The sequence below is a fragment of the Aquaspirillum soli genome (assembly GCF_054781915.1).
On sequence record NZ_BAAGTM010000003.1, the window covers coordinates 264730 to 285830 of the forward strand.

General features: G+C 49.1%; 20 protein-coding genes and 1 tRNA gene. 9 read left to right on the plus strand and 12 right to left on the minus strand.

The genetic code is table 11. The features are described 5' to 3' along the window. Nucleotides 1-71: 71 nt before the first annotated feature. The 3 genes from ACYVJG_RS05130 to ACYVJG_RS05140 all read left to right on the plus strand — a co-directional run bounded on the left by ACYVJG_RS05130 (nt 72) and on the right by ACYVJG_RS05140 (nt 3209). Complete coding sequence (locus ACYVJG_RS05130; protein WP_460430099.1) at nt 72-1511, plus strand: McrB family protein; 1440 nt, start codon at nt 72-74, stop codon at nt 1509-1511. Continuing rightward, on the plus strand, nt 1512-2600 hold the full coding sequence (locus ACYVJG_RS05135) for a 5-methylcytosine restriction system specificity protein McrC (RefSeq protein WP_460430100.1): 1089 nt from the start codon (nt 1512-1514) through the stop codon (nt 2598-2600). It begins immediately after the preceding gene. 444 nt (nt 2601-3044) lie between these two features. Then, complete coding sequence (locus tag ACYVJG_RS05140; protein WP_460430101.1) at nt 3045-3209, plus strand: hypothetical protein; 165 nt, start codon at nt 3045-3047, stop codon at nt 3207-3209. A gap of 101 nt (nt 3210-3310) precedes the next feature. On the opposite strand, the gene ACYVJG_RS05145 is transcribed toward ACYVJG_RS05140, so the two are convergent. Then, nucleotides 3311-3394: transfer RNA gene (locus ACYVJG_RS05145), tRNA-Leu, on the minus strand. Between the two features lie 147 nt (nt 3395-3541). Here ACYVJG_RS05145 and ACYVJG_RS05150 point away from each other — a divergent pair. Beyond that, nucleotides 3542-4225, plus strand: coding sequence for a Bax inhibitor-1 family protein (locus ACYVJG_RS05150; protein ID WP_460430102.1), 684 nt, complete (start codon nt 3542-3544; stop codon nt 4223-4225). 53 nt (nt 4226-4278) lie between these two features. Here the strand turns inward: ACYVJG_RS05150 and ACYVJG_RS05155 are convergent, their stop codons facing one another. From ACYVJG_RS05155 to ACYVJG_RS05170, 4 genes are all read right to left on the minus strand, one after another. Continuing rightward, on the minus strand, nt 4279-6027 hold the full coding sequence (locus tag ACYVJG_RS05155) for a PAS domain S-box protein (RefSeq protein ID WP_460430103.1): 1749 nt from the start codon (nt 6025-6027) through the stop codon (nt 4279-4281). A gap of 276 nt (nt 6028-6303) precedes the next feature. Next, the gene (locus ACYVJG_RS05160; RefSeq protein WP_460430104.1) at nt 6304-7101 is read right to left on the minus strand and encodes a tetratricopeptide repeat protein; all 798 of its coding nucleotides are present in this window, start codon (nt 7099-7101) and stop codon (nt 6304-6306) included. Next, nucleotides 7094-8020 (minus strand): MlaD family protein, encoded by a 927-nt coding sequence (locus ACYVJG_RS05165; protein WP_460430105.1) that lies wholly within the window; start codon nt 8018-8020, stop codon nt 7094-7096. Before ACYVJG_RS05165 ends, ACYVJG_RS05160 begins: the two co-directional genes overlap by 8 nt. Beyond that, nucleotides 8017-8682, minus strand: coding sequence for an ABC transporter permease (locus ACYVJG_RS05170; RefSeq protein ID WP_460430106.1), 666 nt, complete (start codon nt 8680-8682; stop codon nt 8017-8019). Before ACYVJG_RS05170 ends, ACYVJG_RS05165 begins: the two co-directional genes overlap by 4 nt. 110 nt (nt 8683-8792) lie before the next feature. Between ACYVJG_RS05170 and ACYVJG_RS05175 the strand changes: the two genes are divergently transcribed. Next, nucleotides 8793-9266: a peroxiredoxin gene (locus tag ACYVJG_RS05175; protein WP_460430107.1), complete on the plus strand. Its 474-nt coding sequence runs from the start codon at nt 8793-8795 to the stop codon at nt 9264-9266. Here ACYVJG_RS05175 and gloB read toward each other — a convergent pair. Continuing rightward, entirely contained in the window at nt 9263-10018 is a 756-nt protein-coding gene (gloB, locus tag ACYVJG_RS05180) for a hydroxyacylglutathione hydrolase (protein WP_460430108.1), read from the minus strand. The two genes, ACYVJG_RS05175 and gloB, sit on opposite strands and share 4 nt — an antisense overlap. Nucleotides 10019-10043: 25 nt before the next feature. On the opposite strand from gloB, the gene ACYVJG_RS05185 reads away from it, so the two are divergent. From ACYVJG_RS05185 to dnaQ, 3 genes are read left to right on the plus strand one after another with little or no spacing between them, the layout of a single operon-like run. Then, nucleotides 10044-10796, plus strand: a complete 753-nt coding sequence (locus tag ACYVJG_RS05185; RefSeq protein ID WP_460430109.1) for a class I SAM-dependent methyltransferase — start codon at nt 10044-10046, stop codon at nt 10794-10796. A gap of 1 nt (nt 10797) precedes the next feature. Then, complete coding sequence (rnhA, locus tag ACYVJG_RS05190; protein ID WP_460430110.1) at nt 10798-11250, plus strand: ribonuclease HI; 453 nt, start codon at nt 10798-10800, stop codon at nt 11248-11250. Next, the gene (gene dnaQ / locus ACYVJG_RS05195; RefSeq protein ID WP_460430111.1) at nt 11247-11966 is read left to right on the plus strand and encodes a DNA polymerase III subunit epsilon; all 720 of its coding nucleotides are present in this window, start codon (nt 11247-11249) and stop codon (nt 11964-11966) included. Before rnhA ends, dnaQ begins: the two co-directional genes overlap by 4 nt. A gap of 84 nt (nt 11967-12050) precedes the next feature. Here the strand turns inward: dnaQ and ACYVJG_RS05200 are convergent, their stop codons facing one another. The 6 genes from ACYVJG_RS05200 to ACYVJG_RS05225 all read right to left on the minus strand — a co-directional run bounded on the left by ACYVJG_RS05200 (nt 12051) and on the right by ACYVJG_RS05225 (nt 19932). Next, nucleotides 12051-13712: a methyl-accepting chemotaxis protein gene (locus ACYVJG_RS05200; protein ID WP_460430112.1), complete on the minus strand. Its 1662-nt coding sequence runs from the start codon at nt 13710-13712 to the stop codon at nt 12051-12053. Between the two features lie 246 nt (nt 13713-13958). After that, nucleotides 13959-14354, minus strand: a complete 396-nt coding sequence (msrB, locus tag ACYVJG_RS05205; RefSeq protein WP_027405329.1) for a peptide-methionine (R)-S-oxide reductase MsrB — start codon at nt 14352-14354, stop codon at nt 13959-13961. A 96-nt stretch (nt 14355-14450) separates the two neighbouring features. Beyond that, a complete protein-coding gene (locus tag ACYVJG_RS05210) occupies nt 14451-15629 on the minus strand; it encodes an acetyl-CoA C-acetyltransferase (RefSeq protein ID WP_022654150.1) in 1179 nt (392 codons plus the stop codon). A gap of 70 nt (nt 15630-15699) precedes the next feature. Beyond that, the gene (locus tag ACYVJG_RS05215; RefSeq protein WP_460430113.1) at nt 15700-17460 is read right to left on the minus strand and encodes a PHA/PHB synthase family protein; all 1761 of its coding nucleotides are present in this window, start codon (nt 17458-17460) and stop codon (nt 15700-15702) included. 414 nt (nt 17461-17874) lie between these two features. Then, the gene (gene ubiG, locus ACYVJG_RS05220; RefSeq protein ID WP_460430114.1) at nt 17875-18594 is read right to left on the minus strand and encodes a bifunctional 2-polyprenyl-6-hydroxyphenol methylase/3-demethylubiquinol 3-O-methyltransferase UbiG; all 720 of its coding nucleotides are present in this window, start codon (nt 18592-18594) and stop codon (nt 17875-17877) included. 18 nt (nt 18595-18612) lie between these two features. Beyond that, on the minus strand, nt 18613-19932 hold the full coding sequence (locus ACYVJG_RS05225) for a TRZ/ATZ family hydrolase (RefSeq protein ID WP_460430115.1): 1320 nt from the start codon (nt 19930-19932) through the stop codon (nt 18613-18615). A 155-nt stretch (nt 19933-20087) separates the two neighbouring features. Here ACYVJG_RS05225 and ACYVJG_RS05230 point away from each other — a divergent pair, with 155 nt between their 5' ends. Continuing rightward, the gene (locus ACYVJG_RS05230) at nt 20088-21050 is read left to right on the plus strand and encodes a cache domain-containing protein (RefSeq protein ID WP_460430116.1); all 963 of its coding nucleotides are present in this window, start codon (nt 20088-20090) and stop codon (nt 21048-21050) included. The last annotated feature ends 51 nt before the right edge of the window (nt 21051-21101 follow it).

Sequence of the window (21101 nt, forward strand, 5' to 3'; positions counted from 1 at the left end):
AGACGACGCTTTTCGCCGCCGGTGGTTGGCGTATCATGCTGGGCCATCGTTGGATCTTGTCTGCCGTTATCATGAGTCAACCCCCTTCTCTCCCTGCACTTTCCCAGCGTCCACCACGTCATTGGTTTGTTGGTGCTTTATATGGCCATCAAGATGACCAACTGCCGCGCTTTTTAGCAGATGGCATTTGGGAAAATGGTTATAACGACCGCTATCAAGCATTAGTGTGTCAGATGCAGGTTGGAGAATATATTGCGGTGAAGGCTGCCTATACCCGCAAACATGGTTTGCCACCGCTGTTGCAGCAGCGTGGTAAGGTGGTGTCAGTGATGAATATCAAAGCCATTGGTGTGATCACTGCGAATCCGCTCAATGGCAAATCAATTGCGGTGAATTGGCTATATCAATTTCCCACAGTCAATGAATGGTACCGCTACACTTTTCGCAACACCATTCAAGCGGTGACCTATGGTCACGATCCACGAGGGGATGCGCTGATTGCTTTTGCCTTCGATCAGCAACCACAACAGATTGCCGATTTTCTGCCGGCTGTGACCACGCTCCCTCCGGTTGATGTTCTGTCCGAGCCGGAAGAACCTCTCTCCGAAAGTGAACTAGATCGCTATAGCATTGAGGATATCGTCAGTGAGGGCTGTTTTTTACCTCAAGAGACCTTGGCACGTTTCCTCTCGGTATGGCGTCACAAGAAAAACTTGATTCTGCAAGGCCCCCCCGGCACTGGCAAAACGTGGTTAGCAAAACGGCTAGCATTTGCCTTAATGGGGTATCAGCGACAACAACAACTGCGCGTAGTGCAATTTCATGCCAATGTTTGCTACGAAGATTTTGTACGCGGTTGGCGACCAACAGCCGAAGGTAAATTATTGATTCGTGATGGTGTGTTGTTGCAATTGGCACAACACGCACTGCGTTATCCCGATTTACCTTTTGTTTTGTTGATTGAGGAAATTAACCGTGGTCAACCTGCACAGATTTTTGGTGAATGTTTAACTTTACTCGAGGCCAGTAAACGTACGCCAAGTGAGGCGTTATTGTTGAATTATCCAGATGCCGACGGTCAGTTGCGTCCCTTTTACTTGCCAGACAATTTATATGTGATTGGCACCATGAATACCGCCGATCGCAGCTTAGCCGTGGTCGATTTTGCTTTGCGGCGCCGCTTTGCGTTTTTCACTCTATCCCCAGTGTTTAATGCCTTGTGGTTGCAATGGATGGAACAACACTGTGCTGTTCCGATCACATTGGCAGAAGCAATACAACAACGCATGTTGCAGCTAAATCAACACATCGCGGCAGACCCTCGCCTCGGGCCAGCATTCTGCTTGGGTCATAGCTATGCCACGCCTAATACTGCATTATCCACCACCACTGCATGGGACTGGTGGTGTCAATCAGTGACCACTGAAATCCAGCCTTTATTGCAAGAGTATTGGTTTGATGCCCCCGATGAAGTGACAACACTTTGCCAGCAGTTGCTTGCTCCGGTCTAAATGGTGTTGAACGAACAAGCGATTCCGATTCGGAATGTATGGTGGTTGTTGTGGTATGCCTCAGAATTGGCAATCGAACCTGACTATGCTCCACATGATATTGAAAACGCGATTGATCGTCTGCCACATATTCTGATTGAACTGTTTTTACCTGAGCTGGTGCGCAAATTACGCCGCCCCTTGGCGGTTGAGCATTTGCCACGGCAGGTTGCTTCGGCTCAGGTGCGTGGGCGTATCCAAGTTTTGCCGACCTTGGTGCAACAACGCTTATTGCGTGGTCAAGTGGTTTGTCAGTTTTCTGCTTTAGATTACGACACTGCTTTCCATCGTGTGCTACTGGCCGCAGTGCAACAGGCCGGGGCTTGGGCAAGTCATCTCAGTCAGCAACAGCAATGCCAGCGGTTGGCACAGCAATTACACGGTTTTGGTGTCACGGCGTTATCCCCTTCGCAGGCTCTAGCAACAGTCTCCCGCTTAGGTAAATTACGCGAGGCGACTGATCGTCGGTTAATGCTGATTGCCAAATTATTATTGCGTTTGGGCTTGCCTCATCCGGCCCTCAATTCCGCTCAACTTCCCTCGCCTATCCAAGATCCGACAAGTCTCCGCCGTTTATTTGAAAAGGCGGTAGCCGGTTTCTATCGTGCTGTGCTAGACCCTCAACAATGGAAGGTCAAAACCGGCCAACATTGGCATTGGCCTGTTGAGGCGCAAAGCAGTGGCATCACCACCATCTTGCCACGTATGAAAACCGACATTGTCTTAGAGCGCACTGCCCCAGCTCATCGTATTGTCATCGATACCAAATTAACCGCTTTGTTAAGATCGGGTTGGTACCGTGAACGCACGTTACACAGTCCCTATCTTTATCAGCTTTATGCCTATCTAAGAACCCAAGAAGGGCGTGGCGACCCATTAGCAGACACGGCAACAGGGGTGTTATTACATCCTGTGGTGGCTGAAACTGTGGATGAATGGTTGGTGTTACACGGTCACTGTCTCAGATTTAAGACAGTCGATCTGAGTCAGTCCTTAGCCGAGATGCGTGCACAATTGTTGGCAATTTGCCAAATTGCGATGCCATTTTAATCTTGAAACAATCTTTTCCCTTTCATTTGTAAACCTCGTCGCGCCTTTGACTTGTTTTTTGGTTTTTCTGCTGTTTTTTGCCGAAATAAAGTCAAAAAAACACTATTTGCCAAATTCATGTCATCAATTTACTTTACGTCCGTAAAAACTTGTCTTGCGTAAAAATTTCTCAAGTTTTCCCAACATACAGCCGAAAATGCTAGGAAAAATAATGCAATAATGGGTTTGAAACCATATACAATGCTTTTGTATTATGCGTTTTCAGGCATCAGACGTATTTAGTGTGGGAATGATGACGATGACACAAAAAATAATCGGGAGAATTCAGCAGACCTTTGCCGAAGCACTGAAACGCTGTGGGTTTTGTTTGCATTTCGAAGGCTGGACGGTCACAGGCTTGCCTGTCCATAGCATTCTGCCGATGACAGAAAGGGATAAAGTAATATGAAAGGGAAAGCAAAATACTGGCTAGCTGTCTTGCTAGTGATTGGATTGGGTGTGGGTGGTCAGATTGGTTGGGATATTGCCATGACCATTAACAGTGCTTTTCATCGTTCCGCCCAGCAAAATCACCATTTAGTGAACGCCGATTTAAACTTTGGCGAGTAAAAACAGCCTGATTTGGATGAGCCAGCGGTGAAATTGTGTGATGTGATGAGTAAAACTGAAAAGCTGGGAAATTACAATGTGAGGCATGTCAAAAGTCATGCTGGTGCGAGGAAAGAGACTCGAACTCTCACGCCAAAGGCGCTGGAACCTAAATCCAGTGCGTCTACCAATTCCGCCATCCTCGCACTTGAGGGAGGCGAATAATAACGTAGATTTAAGCTAAAAACAAGGAAACTCAGTTAAAAAGTCACAAGCACGTCTTGAAATTTGGCAGGTTTGATAAAAATTAGCTGTGCCGGAAGACGATTTTGCCATTCCTAAGGAGGCTTACCATGTACCCGACATCATCTACATCTTATCTCCTTTCTGCCAGCCAAAACCGAGTGCTGCGGAATACCTATCTACTGCTTGCCATCTCACTGATTCCGACGATGCTAGGCGCGATGTTCGGGGTGAACCTGAACTTCAGCTTTATGAAGTCCAGCCCGATTGTGTCGACCATTGCCATGTTGGCGGTGATTTATGGCCTGATGTTTGCTGTTGAGCGCAATCGCAACAGCAGCTTAGGCGTAGGCTTACTGTTGGCCTTTACCTTTGTCATGGGTGTGTTGCTTGGCCCAATCCTACAACTTGCTTTGGGAATGGCTAACGGAGGTCAGTTGATCGCAGTGGCTGCAGGCGGTACCGCAGCGGTGTTCTTTGTGATGGCTGCGATTGCGACTACCGTGAAAAAACAGCTGAACTTTTTGGGCAATTTCTTAAGCATCGGCGCTGTTGTGTTGATGGTGGCGGTGGTAGCGAATTTGTTCTTACAAATTCCTGCGCTGCACCTGACTTTGTGCGCAGCGTTTGTGTTGTTTAGCTCGATGCTAATTCTGTTCCAAGTGTCCGAAATCGTTCATGGCGGTGAAACAAACTATGTGTCTGCGACCCTGACCTTGTTTGTTGCGGTTTACAACCTGTTCACTAGCCTGTTGCAGCTGTTGATGGCGTTCACTGGCATGAGCCGCGACTAAGTTCAATATTTTCTACATGTATACCCCCCGCCTCGGCGGGGGGTATTTTTTTATTATCCTTGGCCGCGTTGAGATTGGCTGAGGCGTTGTAGCGAATCCGACAGCGCCGCCACACAGCTTTGCGCTTCTTGTGCTAATTGCCCAATATGTTTCGCTGAGGTGCCCGATTGACCGGCCAACACGCGAACTTCATCAGCGACCACGGCAAATCCGCGCCCTGCTTCACCAGCACGTGCTGCTTCAATCGAGGCATTCAGTGATAACAGATTGGTTTTATCAGCAATACTATGAATACTGCCGACAATTGCGCCAATGCGTTCTGTCACAGATAACACTTGTTGCATCGCTTTGAGTGTTTCACTGATCGCGGCGGAACGATTCGACGCATCGTAACCATACAATAAAATTTTGTTCACTTTGCCTTGGCGGTCTTTCAGCCCAGACAAGGTGGCGTTCAACATCTGTTCTGGCTGGTGTGCTGGCCGTAATTCACATTCAACCGATGCACCTGCCAATACCTGTTGGTATAAATTTCTTGGTAATAAGCTCTGTAAGGGCTGCGATTGTTTGCTATCAATAAAATCGGCCATCGCGGTATTACAGGTTAGCAAGGCACCTTCAGCTGTGAATTCAGCGACTAACATGCTTTGCGAAATGGCTTCTAAGCGTTGTTCAAATTCCAAAGCATTTTGTTTGGTGGCGGTAATATCAGCGGCAATGGCAATAAAACGCTGTAGTACACCCTTTTCATCCAGAATTGGATTGATGGTCATTGAAATCCAATAGGGCTTACCATTGCGGTGGTAGTTGAGGATTTCGGTGCTGATCGATTTTTTCTGTTTTAATGCTTGGCTAACTTGTTCGACCGTTTCGCGGTTGGTATCGGCACCTTGTAAAAATTGCCCCGGGCGTTTGCCTTGCATCTCGTCGAATGAATAGCCGGTCAGTTGGCTAAAACTGGCATTACAGTATTCAATTTCCCCTGCTGCATTGCAGATAATTACCGAGTTGCGTGTGGTATCTGCTACCAACGACAGCACATGCATTTTTTCTTGTAAGGCAACGTCTTCAGTAATATCGCGTACAAAAGCGGTGTAACAGATTTTGCCTTCGAGCTCGACACGAGACAGCGACAACTCACCCCAGCGTTTGCGGCCATCTTTACGAAAAATTTCTACCTTACGACTTTTGCCAACGATTTTGTCTTCTCGGGTGCGGCGGTTTTGTTCGACATAGCTATCATGTCGTGATTGGATGGCATGAGGTACCAACATGCTGACATTTTTGCCGAGTACCTCTTGTTGTGAATAGCCCCACAAGCGTTCTGCGGCTGGGTTGTAAAATGTAATATTGTTTTTTTCGTCGATGGTAACAACCGCATCCAGCGCCTGTTCTAAGGTTTGAAAGATGGTTTCACGGTAATTGCGTTCTCGCGTGACATCACGAATGAAAGCGGTATAGAACTTTTTTTGTCCTACCAGCAACTGGCTGAGTGCCAATCTCGCCCAAATCAGGGTGCCCTGTTTTGTTTGAATTTGTACCTCTCGCGAGGTGCCCACAATCCGATTGCTGCCGGTCTCGCGATGGCGGTTGACCTTGTCATCATGCCCAGCACGCAACGCTGTTGGAATGAGTATATCGACGTTTTTCCCTAACAATTCTTGTCGTGTGTAGCCAAACAAGCGTTCTGCGGCAGCATTAAAAAACACTATCTGATTTTTGTCATTGATCGTCACGGCGGCAAACAATGACTGTTCCATCGCTTGTTGATGGATATTCTTACCGAATAGGGTCGATAGCATGTTGAGGTTCCCCATAAAAATCTCCGTTCAAAAACCCGCTCATGCCAGGCTCATCCACAGTGCTCAAACCTTCTGCATTTTAGACTGTATATTTGCAGATACTATGACAAATTTTGTCTTAATGCTGATTTAATGACTAAAATATAAAAAATTGTTGCTTATGTTGATTTTAGTCAAAAAAATAGCCGTCTGGATAGACGGCTAGCTGAAAAAACAGATTTAATGTTTTATTTTTGCAAATATTGTGGTGATTTGTGTTTCATTTTATAGCTCACGTTATGGCTCACGAGGTCGGGCAGCGGCGACAGCTTGGGCGCGCTGTTGATAATGTTGGGCAAGCGCCGCATCCCCAGTTTTCACGGCAACCGCTGCCAGTCCTTGCAAGGTGGTGATAATGCGATCACTACGCCCACTCTGTTGATCGAGAGTTAAGGTGCTGTCGTAGTGTTGTTGTGCCTGCGCCCATTGTTGTTGGCCAAACGCCACTTGCGCTAAAACCCGATGGGCGTTGGCACGTTCGGTAATGTTTTCACCTGCGACGGTTAACGCCAATTGCGCCGCGCGCGCCGCCTCCGGCAATTTTTGTTGTGCCAATTGATAACGTGCCCACTGGTTATGCAGTGTTGCCTGTTGTGGGCAGCGTTTGGCACATAACGCATCGGCATTCTGCCAAGCCTCTTCAACCTGTTGCCACTGTTGTTGTCCAAGTGACACCGCAATTTGACGGGTCAGCCAATGTAAACGGATAGAAGGCTGCTCCACAGACAAGTTAGGCTTGAGTTGGTTTAGGCGTTGGGCGGCGGTCTGCCATTGTTGTTGTCGAATGTGCAGACTGATTAACGCCAATTCCGTTTGAATGATGCCAGCTTGCCAATCGAGACGGCGATATTCCTGCAAGCCTTTTTGCAGCAGCTGTTGTGCTTTTTTCGGTAAATCCGCTTGTAGGGCCTCATTCGCTTGTTGTAAGTAGGCATCGCCACGGCGAATAGCATCACTGTGTGAGGCGGGAGTGCTTGTATTTGCACAACCATGCAGTATCAAAACAAAAGACAGCAGAAGCGCGTGTTTAATCATGGCTGTCTTGCTCCACCACCGCCGGTGTGGCTGGGAATAAATGGCGTAATGGCCAACTGCCCCGCACGGCATCTAATGTTTGGTTGCTGTTATCTAATAAACGTTCCGTTTGTTGGGCAATACCAGCCGCGTGGGGTGAGGCTTGTTCAGTGATGTTTTTCACTGCCTCTGCGGTCTGTCTGGCGGCCGTGCTGGTGGCTTGAATATCGGCCAACACCGGCGGTACATGTTGTTGCACCGTCTGTAAGGTGTGTTGGCTGCTTTGTAAGGTTTGTTTCACTTCTTGTTCTAACAATCCCTGACTGGTATCGAGCACACGATTTAATTTGTCCTGTGTTTCGACCAGGCCGGCGCTGGCCTGTTGCAAGCTGCGTAGGGTTTGATTGAGGTCGCCATTCGGATCTCGCAAACGCTGTGCAATATCGTTCATGGCATCGACAACCGGCTCTAGTTTAATCTGTAACTCGCGTGCTACTTGTTCTAAATCGGCTGCTGGCGCGAGGGCAAGATAGCCATTTTCGCGTAGAGGGGGGGCATGGGTATCGAGGGTATCGAGTGCGATATAGCTATTACCAATCACACTTTGCCGCGCGATACGTGCTGACGAGGTGGTACGTAAAAAGCGCAGATAGCGGGTTTTGATTTCTAATACCACTTCGACATGGCCATCTTCTTGCAGGCTGAAATGTTCTACGGTGCCAATATCAAAAGCACGAAAGCGAACCGGCATCCCTTTTTTTAAGTCTGCGCCCGACTGGGCATATAAACGCAGCTGGCTATGCTCCTCAAACCAGCCTTGTGCTTGGCCAGCGGTGAAAATAATGCTGATAAATAGTGCGAGGGCACCACATAAAAAAATGCCGACTCTCAGGTTAAAACCTAATGTTGGCAAGCGTTGGAAAGACAATGTTTTTTTCATGCGTCGAGTGGCCAAAACACAGCCCATAAACCATCCAATAAAAACACAGCGGTCAACGAACTGAATACCGCCCGTGACGTTGCGAGAGAAGCATGTCGCCGCCGACTAGAAAACACACCAGCCAAGCAACAACACCACGTTATCACACCACAAAACACCGCTGTTTTACACGGTAGACTAAGCCAAAGGCTAAGCGGTAGTTGGGCTAATAATTGTTGCCATTCTTCAAATAGATAACGCGGTTTGGCATAGACAATACCGGCAATCAAGCTGGCCACTGCCAAATAAATCGCCAAGCCACAGCCCGAGAGCATATAGGCAAGTTGCCGCACCCCGATCAGGCTGGCCAGTTTGATTTCATTGTCTGCATGCAGTTGATAAGGGGCAAATTGATTGGCACAGGCTACGCCATTGCGCGCTAACAGTAACAGACTGCTGAATAGCGGTGCCAGTTCAAATAACATCAGATAGGCCAACCATTTCAGCGTGGTATCAATGGCATTACCCAATTGATAGTGCAACTGGTGTACCACACTGATGCCGAGAGCGATACCAATGAGCGTCAAAATCGGCCAAGCGAATAGCGCGCTATCTCCAAGGTGCAGCAGCAAGCGTTGTGGCTGGCGCAAGATGAGTGTGAGCGCGTGATGGCTGGCGCTCATTAAGCGAGTGGTAGTCAGAAGAAACGAGAAGAGATGCAAAGCACTTGACCTGATGAGTTGGCTGCGGCATGGTGCCATGTTGTTTTAGACAAGAATGAGAAGGTATCGCGATGACAGCAATGTCCGCACCATTATGTCCTGATTTTGCCTTACCTGCCCATGATGGCAGCGTGTTTCAACTGTCACAACAAACTCGCCCTGTGTTGCTGTTTTTTTATCCCAAAGACAACACCCCCGGCTGCTCGACTGAAAATCAAGAATTTGCGGCTTTGTATCATGAGTTTGTTGCCTTGGGCGTGGCGGTGTGTGGGGTGTCGCGTGATAGTGTGAAAACCCATCAAAATTTTGCGGCCAAACTGGCATTGCCTTTTCCTCTGTTATCCGACCGCGATGAAGTCGTGTGCCAAGCCTTCGCCGTGATAAAACAAAAACAGATGTATGGCAAAACAGTGCGTGGGATTGAACGCAGCACTTTCCTTATCACGCCACAAGGCGAGATTATTCAGGCATGGCGTGGGGTAAAAGCCGCTGGCCACGCCCAAACGGTTTTGACTGCATTACAGGCACATTTTGCCGCGATTTAACTGCGATTCTTCCACTCACGCAGCGCGGCGAATAGCGTCACTTCATCATCCGTGTCGATTTGACAGTGTTGTTGAATTGGTTGTGCCACGCTGGCAAGGTGAACCCGCAAAAAAGGATTGGTTTGTTTTTCAAGTGCCATTTGGCTAGGGAGCGTCGGTTGTTCGGCCTGGCGGCGGGCTTGTTCTAGGGCATAACGTTGCCGTAAGACGGTTGAATTAGGCTCGACTTGTAAAGCGAAGGCAAGATTACTCAGCGTGTATTCGTGGGTGCAATAGAGCAAAGTGTCATCGGGTAATTGGCAAAACCGTTGTAAGGCATGGTGTAACTGGGCGGCAGTGCCTTCAAAAATACGGCCACAGCCTCCGGCAAATAAGGTATCACCACACAATAAGACACCATTGCCATAGTAAGCGACATGATCTTGGGTGTGGCCTGGCACGGCCAGCACACTGAATTGACAGGCTGGTGTTGTGAACTCAACGGTGCTGCCCTCATCTACCACATCAGTGACACCTGCAATCCCAGCCGGGCCATACACTTTCACCCCTGCGGTGGCGAGTGTGGTAACACCGCCGGTGTGATCGTGATGATGGTGAGTCAGTAAAATACCGCACAGGGTGAGCTGACGTGTGCTCAGGGCTTGCTGCACCACAGCAGCATCACCGGGGTCTACTACCACCGCGTGGTGTTGATCATGCAGCAGCCAAATATAGTTATCCTGAAAAGCGGGAAGGGCTAGGATGCGTAACATAGAGTCCTCATGGCAGGGAATAGCGATGCAAGAGCTACATGATTGGCTGCAGACGCCATCGGGTCAATACGTGATTCGTTGTGAACAAGCGTATTTCGACCGCGCTGTGTCGGATATCTTTGGCTTTCGGGCGGTACAGGTCGGGTTTCATGGCTACCCATTTCTGCGCGAAAACCGTATCCCGTGGCAAATTGTCTTAAGCCCACAACCGATGCCAGCGCCGGTGGCGGTATTGGCCTATCCAGAACAGTTGCCGTTTGCTACACAAAGCCTCGACTTGCTGTTATTACCGCATACACTGGATTTTTGTGCCTCGCCCCAACAAGTGCTGCGCGAGGCCGAACGGGTGTTAATGCCTGAAGGCCGTTTAATCCTTACAGGTTTTAATCCGTATAGTTTATGGGGTATGAAACGGCGGATGAAACGCTGTCAAGGGATGCCGTGGCAAGGGCGCTTTGTCAGCTTGTTGCGATTGCGACAATGGCTCAATCCCTTGGCACTCGAACCGTGTGGAGGGGGATTTTTATGTTACGCCCCACCATTGAAACGGCAACAAGGTTTTGAACGCTGTCGCTTTATGGAGCAAGCGGGTGATCGGTTGTGGCCGGTGGTGAGTGGGGTTTATGCTTTGGAAATCGTGAAACGAGTACGTGGGATGCGCTTGATCGCACCCAGTTGGAAAACCGTACCGACACGGCCACTGGTGGCGGTATCGAGTACACGCAGACCTCGACCAGCGGTAGCGTGTCAACCACACCAATCAGTACATTTAGGATGATATGACACAACAAGATTGGGTAGAAATTTACACCGATGGGGCATGCAAAGGGAATCCCGGCCCCGGCGGTTGGGGGGCGATTTTGCGTTGGCGTGGCCAAGAAAAAGAATTGTTTGGGGCGGAATTAGAGACCACCAACAACCGTATGGAGCTGTTGGCGGTGATTCAAGCATTAAACAGTTTGAAACGCCCCTGTCAGATCAAAGTCTTTACCGATTCACAATATGTGCAAAAGGGAATGACGGAATGGTTAGCAGGGTGGAAACAGCGCGGTTGGCGCACAGCAAACAAAGCACCGGTGAAAAATGCAGACTTGTGGCAGGCCTTAGAACACGCGGCAACTCGTCATACCGCTGTGCAATGGCAATGGGTGAAAGGCCATGCCGGACATCCTGAAAATGAACGTGCGGATGCCTTGGCTAACCGTGCGATTAGCGAGGGATGTGTGGCATGACACGACAAATCATTCTTGATACCGAAACCACCGGTTTAGAGCCAAGCAGCCATCGTTTGATTGAGTTTGCCGGTTTAGAGATGGTGAACCGAAAATTGACGGGGCGCAGCTTGCATCTGTATGTCGATCCCCAGCGTGATATTGACCCTGAAGCGCAAAAGGTACATGGCATTAGCCGAGACATGCTACACGGCAAACCCCTGTTTGCTGATGTGGCAGATGAGATTTTGGACTTTATCCAAGATGCCGAGCTGATTATTCACAACGCGCCGTTTGATGTCGGCTTTTTAAACAGTGAGCTAGCGCGAGCGAACCGACCTCGGGTGAACGAGGTGGTTGCAGGGGTGATTGATACGCTGGTGATGGCAAAAGAACGCTTTCCTGGCAAACGCAATAATCTTGATATTTTGTGTGACCGTTTCGGGGTTGATCGCTCTGCACGGACATTTCACGGTGCCTTGATTGACTGTGCTTTGTTGGGGGATGTGTATCTTGCCATGACGCGTGGTCAAGAGAGCCTGATGATGGAGGTGAGCAACACCCCCGAACAGGAACAGACGGTGACCACTGCGGTAATGAAACAATCCGAACGTGCTCCACTGCCTGTCTTACCGGCAGATGCCGATGAATTGGCAGCGCATCAAGCGTATCTCAATATTTTGGACAAAAAAGCAGGTAAACCCTGTGTTTGGCGGCAGTACGAATCTGCACACTAACTGGGTGTTATCGCTTCTTTAAGGGTAAAACGTGAAAAAGCCAAGGCGAAAACCTTGGCTTTTTTGCTGTGCATACCCTCGGTGTCAAACGCGGAAGGCTTCGAGCTTATTGCGTAACTCATCTGCTTTTGCCCCGAGTTGATCGGCGGCACTTTGAATTTCTACCACTTCCTCTGCGCTGCGTGACAATGCCTGCGTCACTTGGCCGAGGCGACTGCTCATGCCGCTGACTGCATCTTGAATATCATGGGAACGTGCGACTGAGCGTTCTACCCCTTGGGCGGTATTGCCAATCAGTGCTGTCATGTCTTCAATCGATTTGAGGGCATCGATAGAAGAATCGACTAATTGTGCTGTCCCGGCGGCAGTATCATTCATGCGCCGTGATACCTCATTAATCGCTGCCACAATGCGATCGATGGTGGTGTGGGTTTCTGTCAGGGCTGTTTGGGTTTGTGTGGCCAATTTCCGCACTTCATCCGCTACCACAGCAAAACCCCGCCCTTGTTCCCCTGCGCGGGCCGCTTCAATCGCTGCATTCAGTGCCAATAAATTGGTTTGTTCAGAAATTTGCGCGATGCTGGACAGCACACGTGTTACATCTTGTGTATCAACCGAGAGTTTATCCAAATCTTTCGCTAGGCTGGTGTTGGCCTGTGCGCTATCGCGGATAGAAGACACCATTGCGTCGAGATCTTGCTTGGCGTTGGCTAAACGTTCACGGGCGTGGCTGATATCTTGTTTGACTTGGTTGGCTAATTCGGTTGAGTGTTGAGCATTGTCACGAATTTGTTGTGCATCGCGTGCAATTTCAGTCACTTGGCCGCTGCCATCACGGACTTGCCCCGCAAGGTCGTCTGAGGTGGTGACAAACTGTTTTGCCATCGAGGCATTCGATTCTGACACCACGCGGGCATCAACAAACGTGGTGCGTAGCAATTCTAATAAGCTGTTCATGGCAGAGGCCATGCGACCAATTTCATCTTGGGTATTGCTGCTGACATTACGGGATAAATCGCGATTGTGGGCAATATGCTCTAACTCATGCGCCACTGATAAAATCCGTTGCACCACTAACCGTGCACCAAATAACGACAATAGCACGGCAATGCTTAACGAAATGGCCGCCAATCCCCCTAGTTTTAATGCGCTGTTAAAAAGTAAGTCTTTCAAGTAGCTAATTTGAATGTCCACTCCAACAACATAGCGGGTGCCATTTGCTGTTTGGAATGGCACAAAAATCGAACGGAAGTTGCCAAATTTGTCGGTGTATTCATCAAACTGCGGTGTTTGTGTGCGGTAGGCTTCGAGCACAGCAGGCGAGGCATCGGAATAGTGCTCAAAATAGGCTGCATAATTATTCGACTCAACATCTTTTTTAGTTGCACCATCAGCAATAATCATGACCTTGTCGCCACGAATTGCCATTGCATAGGTGTAACTAAGGCCGACATCCTCTGCATAAGCCCCTAATTTGCGTACCAGTTCTCGATACTCAGCCTCTTTTACACTATCGGGGGTTTGTGCCCGATCAAAGTAGGCATCGCCAATAATGCGTGGTAAGGCATACGAGGCCGCACGTAAGCGAGCATCCATCTCTGTACGTACATCGCTGGCTTTATTGAGGTAGGCACTGACACTGAATGTGACAACCGTAATCAGATTGATCAGCACAAACCACAATAAAATTTTGAGTTTAAGAGATTGAGTCCGGCGATAGGTCGGGGGCAGCGTGGTTGACGACATGGTTCATCCTCGTTAGGACGTCTCCTGCACTGGATGCAGCAGCCTGAAAATAAAGTTGCTTAATTAAGTGAACGCCTTGCCATCACAAAAATAAAGAATCCGCTGGCAAATCGGCCCCCATGATAAATTGATTTGCCAGTGAAAAAAAAGCAGAAACGATATCTTTTTTATAAAAAATCCTTTTTTACTCTTCTCTGCTACGTAGGTGCGCTAACAGCTTTGTTTTTTCTAAGTTATTTTGCAAGCTTACGCTTTTGCCACAAAACGCAGTGCAACCGAATTGATACAGTAACGCTCACCTGTTGGTGGAGGCCCATCGGGAAAGACATGACCAAGATGGGCTTCACAGCTTGCACAACGTACTTCCACGCGTTCCATACCATGGGAAACATCACGGTGGCGGGTAATCTTGTCGCCAGCGGCTTCCGCCCAAAAACTGGGCCAACCGCAGCCAGCATCAAATTTGGTATCAGACTCGAACAACACGCTATCGCAACAAATACAATGATATTCCCCTTTTGCTGTAGTGGCATAATATTCGCCCGTGAAAGGACGTTCGGTACCGGCTTCTCGTGTAATGCGATAGCTTTCCGGACTTAATAATTTTTTCCATTCTTCTGCTGTTTTAATAACTTTAAGCATTTTTAGGTTTTCCGGTTTTTTTAAGAGTAAAAAATAAAAAATCCCCTGCTTATTCACAGGGGATTTTCTTAGCGGTCAGCGTTAAGGGGATAAGAATTAACGCTCAACTGCCAGTGTGACACCCATCCCACCACCGATGCACAGTGTTGCCAAACCTTTTTTGGCATCACGGCGCACCATTTCATGTAACAAGGTCACTAAAATACGGCAGCCAGACGCACCGATTGGGTGACCAATGGCAATGGCACCACCGTTAACGTTGACTTTTTCGGCGTCCCATTTCAGTTCGCGAGCCACGCCCAAAGCTTGTGCAGCAAAGGCTTCGTTGGCTTCGATCAGATCGAGGTCGTCGATTGTCCAACCCGCACGGGCCAGCGCTTGTTGTGTGGCAGGGACGGGGCCCATGCCCATGATTTCTGGTGCAACACCACCCAAACCGATGGATTTGATGGTTGCCAAAGGTGTCAGACCCAATTCAGCGGCTTTCGCTGCAGTCATCAACATCACTGCTGCAGCGCCGTCATTGATACCCGAGGCATTGCCTGCGGTTACGGTGCCATCTTTTTTGAAGGCTGCACGCAGTTTGCCTAAGCCTTCGGCAGTGGCGTTGGTTTTGATAAATTCATCTTTGGCGAACACAACAGGATCGCCTTTTTTCTGAGGAATGACCACTGGCACGATTTCAGCATCGAACTTACCTGCCGCTTGTGCAGCCGCCGCTTTGGTTTGTGATGCCAAAGCAAACGCATCTTGTTCTTCGCGGCTGATACCGTATTTTTCAGCGATGTTTTCAGCAGTAATACCCATGTGGTAGTTGTTATACACATCGGTCAAGCCGTCTGCGACCATGGTATCCACCAGCTGAGCATTGCCCATGCGGAAACCATCACGCGAGCCTGGCAAAATATGAGGCGACAGCGACATGCTTTCTTGACCGCCAGCAATCACGATTTCAGATTCACCAGTGGCAATCGCTTGTGCGGCCAGATGCACCGCGCGCAGACCAGAACCACACACCACGTTTAAGGTGCTGGCTGGCACTTCAACAGGAATACCGGCTTTCAACAGCGCTTGACGGGCAGGGTTTTGACCCACACCAGCGGTTAATACCTGGCCCAAAATCACTTGGCTGATTTGTTCAGGTTTGACACCCGTGTCTTCCAACAACGCTTTGATCACGGTCGCACCGAGGTCTGATGCCGACACTTTTGCCACAGACCCACCGAAATTACCCACCGCAGTGCGGCGCGCAGCAACAATCACGATATCTTGCATAGTCATTTCCTTTTTGTTTTTTGGGTATGGCACCCAACCCACACCGAAGTATGGGTTGGATGTGTCGCCATTATAACGAGATCAGCTCTTTTGCACGTTCTTTTACATAACGGCCTGGTGCTGGTTCAATCGCTTTGTAGTCTTTACTGCCTGCTGTTTTCGGTGCGGCAATTTCTTTACCCGAACGCGGTGTCAACCAGCTATCCCAATCCTTCCACCAGCTACCCGGACGCGATTCTGCGCCTTCAAACCAAGCTTCGGCAGTGGCTGGCAGATTGTCGTTGACCCAATAGTTACGTTTATCTTTGGTCACAGGGTTGATCGAACCGGCGATGTGGCCAGAGGCACCCAAAACATAGCGTTTTTCTTGTGCGCCAGTCAGGTATTTCAAGCCAGAGTAAGCCGATTGCCACAACACAATGTGATCTTCACGGGCAGCAAAGATATACAGTGGGATGGTGATGGTGCTGACGTCAATTTTCACACCGCACAGCTCTAATTTACCGGGTTTGATTAAATTATTTTCCCAGTACATATTGCGCAGCAAGTAGGTGTGCATTGGCATTGGCAAGTTAGCCGAATCGTTATTCCAATACAACAGGTCAAACGGAGGCGGGGTTTTGCCCAGCATGTAGTTGTTCACGACATAGTTCCACACTAAGTCGTTAGCACGCAGGTTGGAGAAAGTCCGGCTGATTTCTTTACCTGCGACAATACCACCTTGTCCGGTTGCCACTTTCATTTCGCGGGTGCGGATCAGGTTTTCATCAATAAACATCTTCACTTCGCCTGGTTCGGAGTGGTCCACCAGCGAAGTCATAAAGGTTGCCGATTCAAACCAATCCAAACCACGGGCTTTCATCACGCACAACGAAGTGGTCAAAATCACGCCACCCACGCAGAAGCCCAAGACATTCATTTTTTCTTGGCGAGTGATGTTGCGCACCACTTCCGCTGCTTTCACCACACCAGACTCGATGTAGTCATCCCATTTATAAGTTTTGATCGACTCGTCTGCCGATTTCCACGAAATAATAAAGGTGGTGTAACCGCGTTCAACCAGATAACGCATCATCGAGTTTTCTGGTTGCAAATCCATCAGGTAATACTTATTGATGCACGGTGGCACGACCAACATCGGGCGCTCATGCACTTTTTCTGTGGTGGGGGTGTACTGAATCAGTTGGAACAGTGGGTTTTCAAACACCACTGTGCCTGGGGTGGTGGCAATATTTTTGCCCACTTCGAATTTTGATTCGTCAGTCATCGAGATATGGCCACGCTCCATATCCGACAGCATGTTTTTCATCCCTTCGACCAAGCTTTCGCCTTTGGTTTCGATGGCACGCTTCATCACTTCAGGGTTGGTCAAAGCAAAGTTGCTTGGGCTCATCGCATCAATATATTGACGCGTGAAGAAGCTCATTTTTTCTTTTTGCTCATCATCGGCTGTCGCGCCATCGACCATCTCGGTCAACCATTTCGAGGTTAACAGATAGCTCTGTTTCAGGGTGTTGTAGAACGGATGTTCATTCCATTCTGGTGCGGCAAAGCGTTTGTCGCCTTTTTCTTCTTCTGCTTTTTTGGTGCCCAACATGGTCATCCATAAGTCCATGTGCTGTTGGTAGAGCTTGGTTTGGGCTTCCCACAACGTGGTTGGGTTTTGGAACAGGGTCGTCCACAGCGAAGCAAAAGGATTAAGCTTGTCTTGTGGCACGCTGAAAGCGGTTTGGCTCATGGCGTTAACAAACTGCTGCAACATGCGGGAATTGGTTTCCGTGATGCTCGAAAAGAATTTTTCTAACAGTTCATTCTGGTTTGGCGTATTCAATGGCGCTCTCCTCAATAAGCAATTTAGCGGGGCGTGGGTTGTTTTGCACCGCCGCATGGGAGTAACCATAACACGCATTTATGACAATTTGCCAGAACCTAAGATGACAGAAAAACGTAGCGTGGTCTTAACAAACTAGCCAAAGCTAATAAAACCGTGATTTTGCTAGATGAAATCAGTGAGTCACAAACTTGCAACATTTTTGTTGCAAAGCATGATTTTGGTGTAGCACTGTTCAGCACGACACCCGATGAGAGAGTCGAAATTGTTAAGGTGATAATGAGGTATTGGTTTAGCAAGCATTTTTCGCTAAAAGCCGCTGCTGCCGGCGTTTAGCCAGATTTGCTGATGTGTATCGTGGAGTGTTGCAATCTGCACATATTGTCATCTCCGGCCCAAGGGCCGGAGAACAGGTCAAGATAGACGCCGCATCGCCATCAAATAGTTCACATCTGTATCGCTACCGAGTTGATATTGTCTGGTTAACGGTTGATAGCTGAGGCCAGTCATTTCTTGTAGATCAAGACCGGCAGTGCGTGCCATGCGGCTAAGTTCGGAGGGTTTGATAAACCGCGCATATTCATGGGTGCCACGCGGTAACATTCTCAACACATACTCTGCTCCCACCACTGCCAATAAATAGGCTTTGGCATTACGGTTTAAGGTCGAGAAAAAAACCATCCCACCCGGTTTGACAAGGTTGGCGCAAGCGCGCACAACGCTTTCTGGATGGGGGACGTGTTCTAGCATCTCCAAGCAGGTCACCACATCAAAACTGGCTGGCGCTTGTTCTGCCAAAGTTTCTACCGCGACGACTTGATAGTCGATGGTTAGCCCTTGGTCGAGGGCATGTAATTTGGCGACTTTAATCGACTTTTTCGCCAGATCAATTCCTGTCACCTCGGCGCCTGCTTTGGCTAACCCTTCGGACAAAATGCCGCCGCCACATCCCACATCCAACACCTTGGCACCTTGCAATTCGCAGTGTTTTTGGATAAACGATAAGCGCAGCGGATTGATCTCATGTAGCGGTTTAAATTCGCTTTCGGTATCCCACCAACGATGCGCTACTTGGCTAAACTTATCGAGCTCAAGTGGGTCAACGTTGGCAGTCTGTGTTTCTTGATTTGACATATCCCATCCTTTCGCAATTTACGCGCTAACCACCTTGTGTCGCCATGCTTCAGCACGTTGTAACCATGCAGCATAGTCCACTGTGGCGAGTTGGCGCTGTTTCAAAACGTGGCGACCATTGACCCACACATGCTCAACTTGTTCACGACCAGCGGCATACACGACATGAGAAATAGGATCGAAAGCGGGGGCGGTTTCGACGGCATTCAGGTTAATTGCAATCATATCTGCACATTTTCCTGCTTCTAAGCTGCCAATTTTATCGGCCATCCCGAGGGCTTGTGCTCCATTCAAAGTGGCCATGCGCAATGCGGTTGCCGCAGGCACTACGGTTGGATCAAGCGTGCCGACTTTGGCTAATAACGCTGCCATGCGGGTTTCGGCCAGCATGTCGAGCTTGTTATTTGAGGCGGAACCATCGGTGCCGATGCCGACATTGATACCGGCTGCCAAGTAGCGACTGATGGGGGCAATGCCAGAAGCCAGTTTCATATTCGAGGTCGGGTTGTGGGCAATGCTGATGCCGCATTGGGCGGCTAACGCGATATCCGCTTCATCTGCTGCCACCATGTGGGCGGCAATCAGGCGCGGTGATAACAGGCCAAGCTGATGTAAGCGTGCCAGCGGCCGCTGTTGATGTTCTTTCAGGCTCGTTTCCACTTCGCCTTGTGTTTCTTGGATATGGCAATGAATTAACATATCCTCTTTTTCCGCTACCGCTAACACCTCGCGGAAAGTGGCGTCACTGACACTGTATGGCGCATGAGGCGCTAGGGCAAAGCTGACCAGTTTTTCTCCAACAAATTCGCTGCGCTCGGCCAAGGCTTTGCTGAGATGTTCTGCGGCTGTACTGGCGTAAGCCGTGGGAAATTCAATCACGGTACAGCCGACGACGGTTCTCATGCCGGTGGTTAAACCGGCCCGTGCAACTGCGCCGTGAAAGAAATACATATCGTTAATGGTGGTGGTGCCCGAGCGCAGCATTTCTGCCATTCCCAGCACACTGCCATCATAAACAAATTCATCACACATCAAGCGGCCTTCGGCTGGCCAAATATGGTTTTGTAACCAATCCATTAAAGGTAAATCATCTGCCACACCGCGTAATAAGGTCATGGCGGAGTGGCCGTGAAGATTGACTAATCCCGGCATCAGCACATGCTCACCCAACGAAATCACTTCCTCTGCCTGCCACTGGTGACGTGCTTCTGGTGGAATGATGGCAAGGATTTTTTCTCCCGCTAGGGCAATGCTATGGTTTTCAAGTACCACGCCTTCGGGTACCACAGGAATGATCCAACGGGCGTCAATTAAGGTTGTTGCGGTTGCAGTTGACACGCACATCTCCACAAATCGGGTTAAAAAAATATCGGGCAGCTATACCACAACGTTGGTTGACTGACAAAGTCGCGACAAGAAAATTCACTATTTCGCTTGCTGATCGGTGTTACTCTTGGATTCATCCGTCTCCACGATCAGCGGGTGTCATCAAGATGAAAATAGCTGAACGAATCAAACAACATAACGTACTGTGGTATGCCACGCTGTTGGCGCTGTGTCTGCTATCGGTGTTGTTGTTGCTGAATACTTGGTCGAGCCGTAAAGCCCTGCAACAACAACGCTATGCCCTACTCAAAGAAGTGGCTGCTGCCCACGCTTTTTATCTTGAAAATGAAATCAACTATTCTTTTGGGATGGCTCAGAATCTTGCCAATGGTCTAGTTGATTTAATCGCCAGCGGTCGTAATCGGCGACCCTTAGCCGATGAACTCGCTCAGCAAGGCCTACGTTTAAATCCTAAATTGCTGGGGTTGTCTTCCTATTGGGAACCCAACGCTTTTGATGGCCAAGATGCACACTATGCCGGCGTTGCACCTTATGATGCCAGTGGGCGTTTATTCACATGGTGGCATCGTTTACGCGGTGAGATTGCTGCCGAGACTTATACTTTGCAGACAGTTCCCGAGCCAGAGAAAGTCTATCCGTGGTACTACACGCCAAAACGCACTTTGAAACGCTTCGTGACCGAGCCGTATGTCGATAGTATTGGCGGTCAGCAGTTATGGTTAATGTCACTGGTGGTGCCGATTGTGCGTGAAGGGAAATTTTTGGGGGTGGTCGGTGCAGATTATCCGCTGGCAGATTTTCAACAGATTTTATCGCGGCAAACGGCATTTAATCGTCAAGCCAAGTTACAGTTAATCTCTTATGGCGGCATCTATGCCAGCCACCCTAACCCAGCTTGGTTAGGCAAAAAAGCCCCAGAGATAACCGACAAAGTGCGCCAAGCGATGGCAGAAGGAACCGTGTTGATTCAGCCTTCGGCCAATGGTGAACAACTGTCGGTGTTTTATCCGATTCGGTTTCCCGATGTGAAAGAGAAGTGGGTATTGCACATGGCTGTGCCGGTGACCGCGTTGGAACAATCGTCCCCCTTTGGCTGGCAGCAGCCGTAGTGTGTTGTACTTCCACCCCACCGATTCGGTGAGGTGGAAATATCACGCGGG

What these genes read in the sequence shown, in the direction of transcription:
- ACYVJG_RS05130 (WP_460430099.1), top strand. Translation starts at nt 72, where the DNA reads ATGAGTCAACCCCCTTCTCTCCCTGCACTTTCCCAGCGTCCACCACGT.
- ACYVJG_RS05135 (WP_460430100.1), top strand. Translation starts at nt 1,512, where the DNA reads ATGGTGTTGAACGAACAAGCGATTCCGATTCGGAATGTATGGTGGTTG.
- ACYVJG_RS05140 (WP_460430101.1), top strand. Translation starts at nt 3,045, where the DNA reads ATGAAAGGGAAAGCAAAATACTGGCTAGCTGTCTTGCTAGTGATTGGA.
- ACYVJG_RS05150 (WP_460430102.1), top strand. Translation starts at nt 3,542, where the DNA reads ATGTACCCGACATCATCTACATCTTATCTCCTTTCTGCCAGCCAAAAC.
- ACYVJG_RS05155 (WP_460430103.1), bottom strand. Translation starts at nt 6,027, where the DNA reads ATGCTATCGACCCTATTCGGTAAGAATATCCATCAACAAGCGATGGAA.
- ACYVJG_RS05160 (WP_460430104.1), bottom strand. Translation starts at nt 7,101, where the DNA reads ATGATTAAACACGCGCTTCTGCTGTCTTTTGTTTTGATACTGCATGGT.
- ACYVJG_RS05165 (WP_460430105.1), bottom strand. Translation starts at nt 8,020, where the DNA reads ATGAAAAAAACATTGTCTTTCCAACGCTTGCCAACATTAGGTTTTAAC.
- ACYVJG_RS05170 (WP_460430106.1), bottom strand. Translation starts at nt 8,682, where the DNA reads ATGAGCGCCAGCCATCACGCGCTCACACTCATCTTGCGCCAGCCACAA.
- ACYVJG_RS05175 (WP_460430107.1), top strand. Translation starts at nt 8,793, where the DNA reads ATGACAGCAATGTCCGCACCATTATGTCCTGATTTTGCCTTACCTGCC.
- gloB (WP_460430108.1), bottom strand. Translation starts at nt 10,018, where the DNA reads ATGTTACGCATCCTAGCCCTTCCCGCTTTTCAGGATAACTATATTTGG.
- ACYVJG_RS05185 (WP_460430109.1), top strand. Translation starts at nt 10,044, where the DNA reads ATGCAAGAGCTACATGATTGGCTGCAGACGCCATCGGGTCAATACGTG.
- rnhA (WP_460430110.1), top strand. Translation starts at nt 10,798, where the DNA reads ATGACACAACAAGATTGGGTAGAAATTTACACCGATGGGGCATGCAAA.
- dnaQ (WP_460430111.1), top strand. Translation starts at nt 11,247, where the DNA reads ATGACACGACAAATCATTCTTGATACCGAAACCACCGGTTTAGAGCCA.
- ACYVJG_RS05200 (WP_460430112.1), bottom strand. Translation starts at nt 13,712, where the DNA reads ATGTCGTCAACCACGCTGCCCCCGACCTATCGCCGGACTCAATCTCTT.
- msrB (WP_027405329.1), bottom strand. Translation starts at nt 14,354, where the DNA reads ATGCTTAAAGTTATTAAAACAGCAGAAGAATGGAAAAAATTATTAAGT.
- ACYVJG_RS05210 (WP_022654150.1), bottom strand. Translation starts at nt 15,629, where the DNA reads ATGCAAGATATCGTGATTGTTGCTGCGCGCCGCACTGCGGTGGGTAAT.
- ubiG (WP_460430114.1), bottom strand. Translation starts at nt 18,594, where the DNA reads ATGTCAAATCAAGAAACACAGACTGCCAACGTTGACCCACTTGAGCTC.
- ACYVJG_RS05230 (WP_460430116.1), top strand. Translation starts at nt 20,088, where the DNA reads ATGAAAATAGCTGAACGAATCAAACAACATAACGTACTGTGGTATGCC.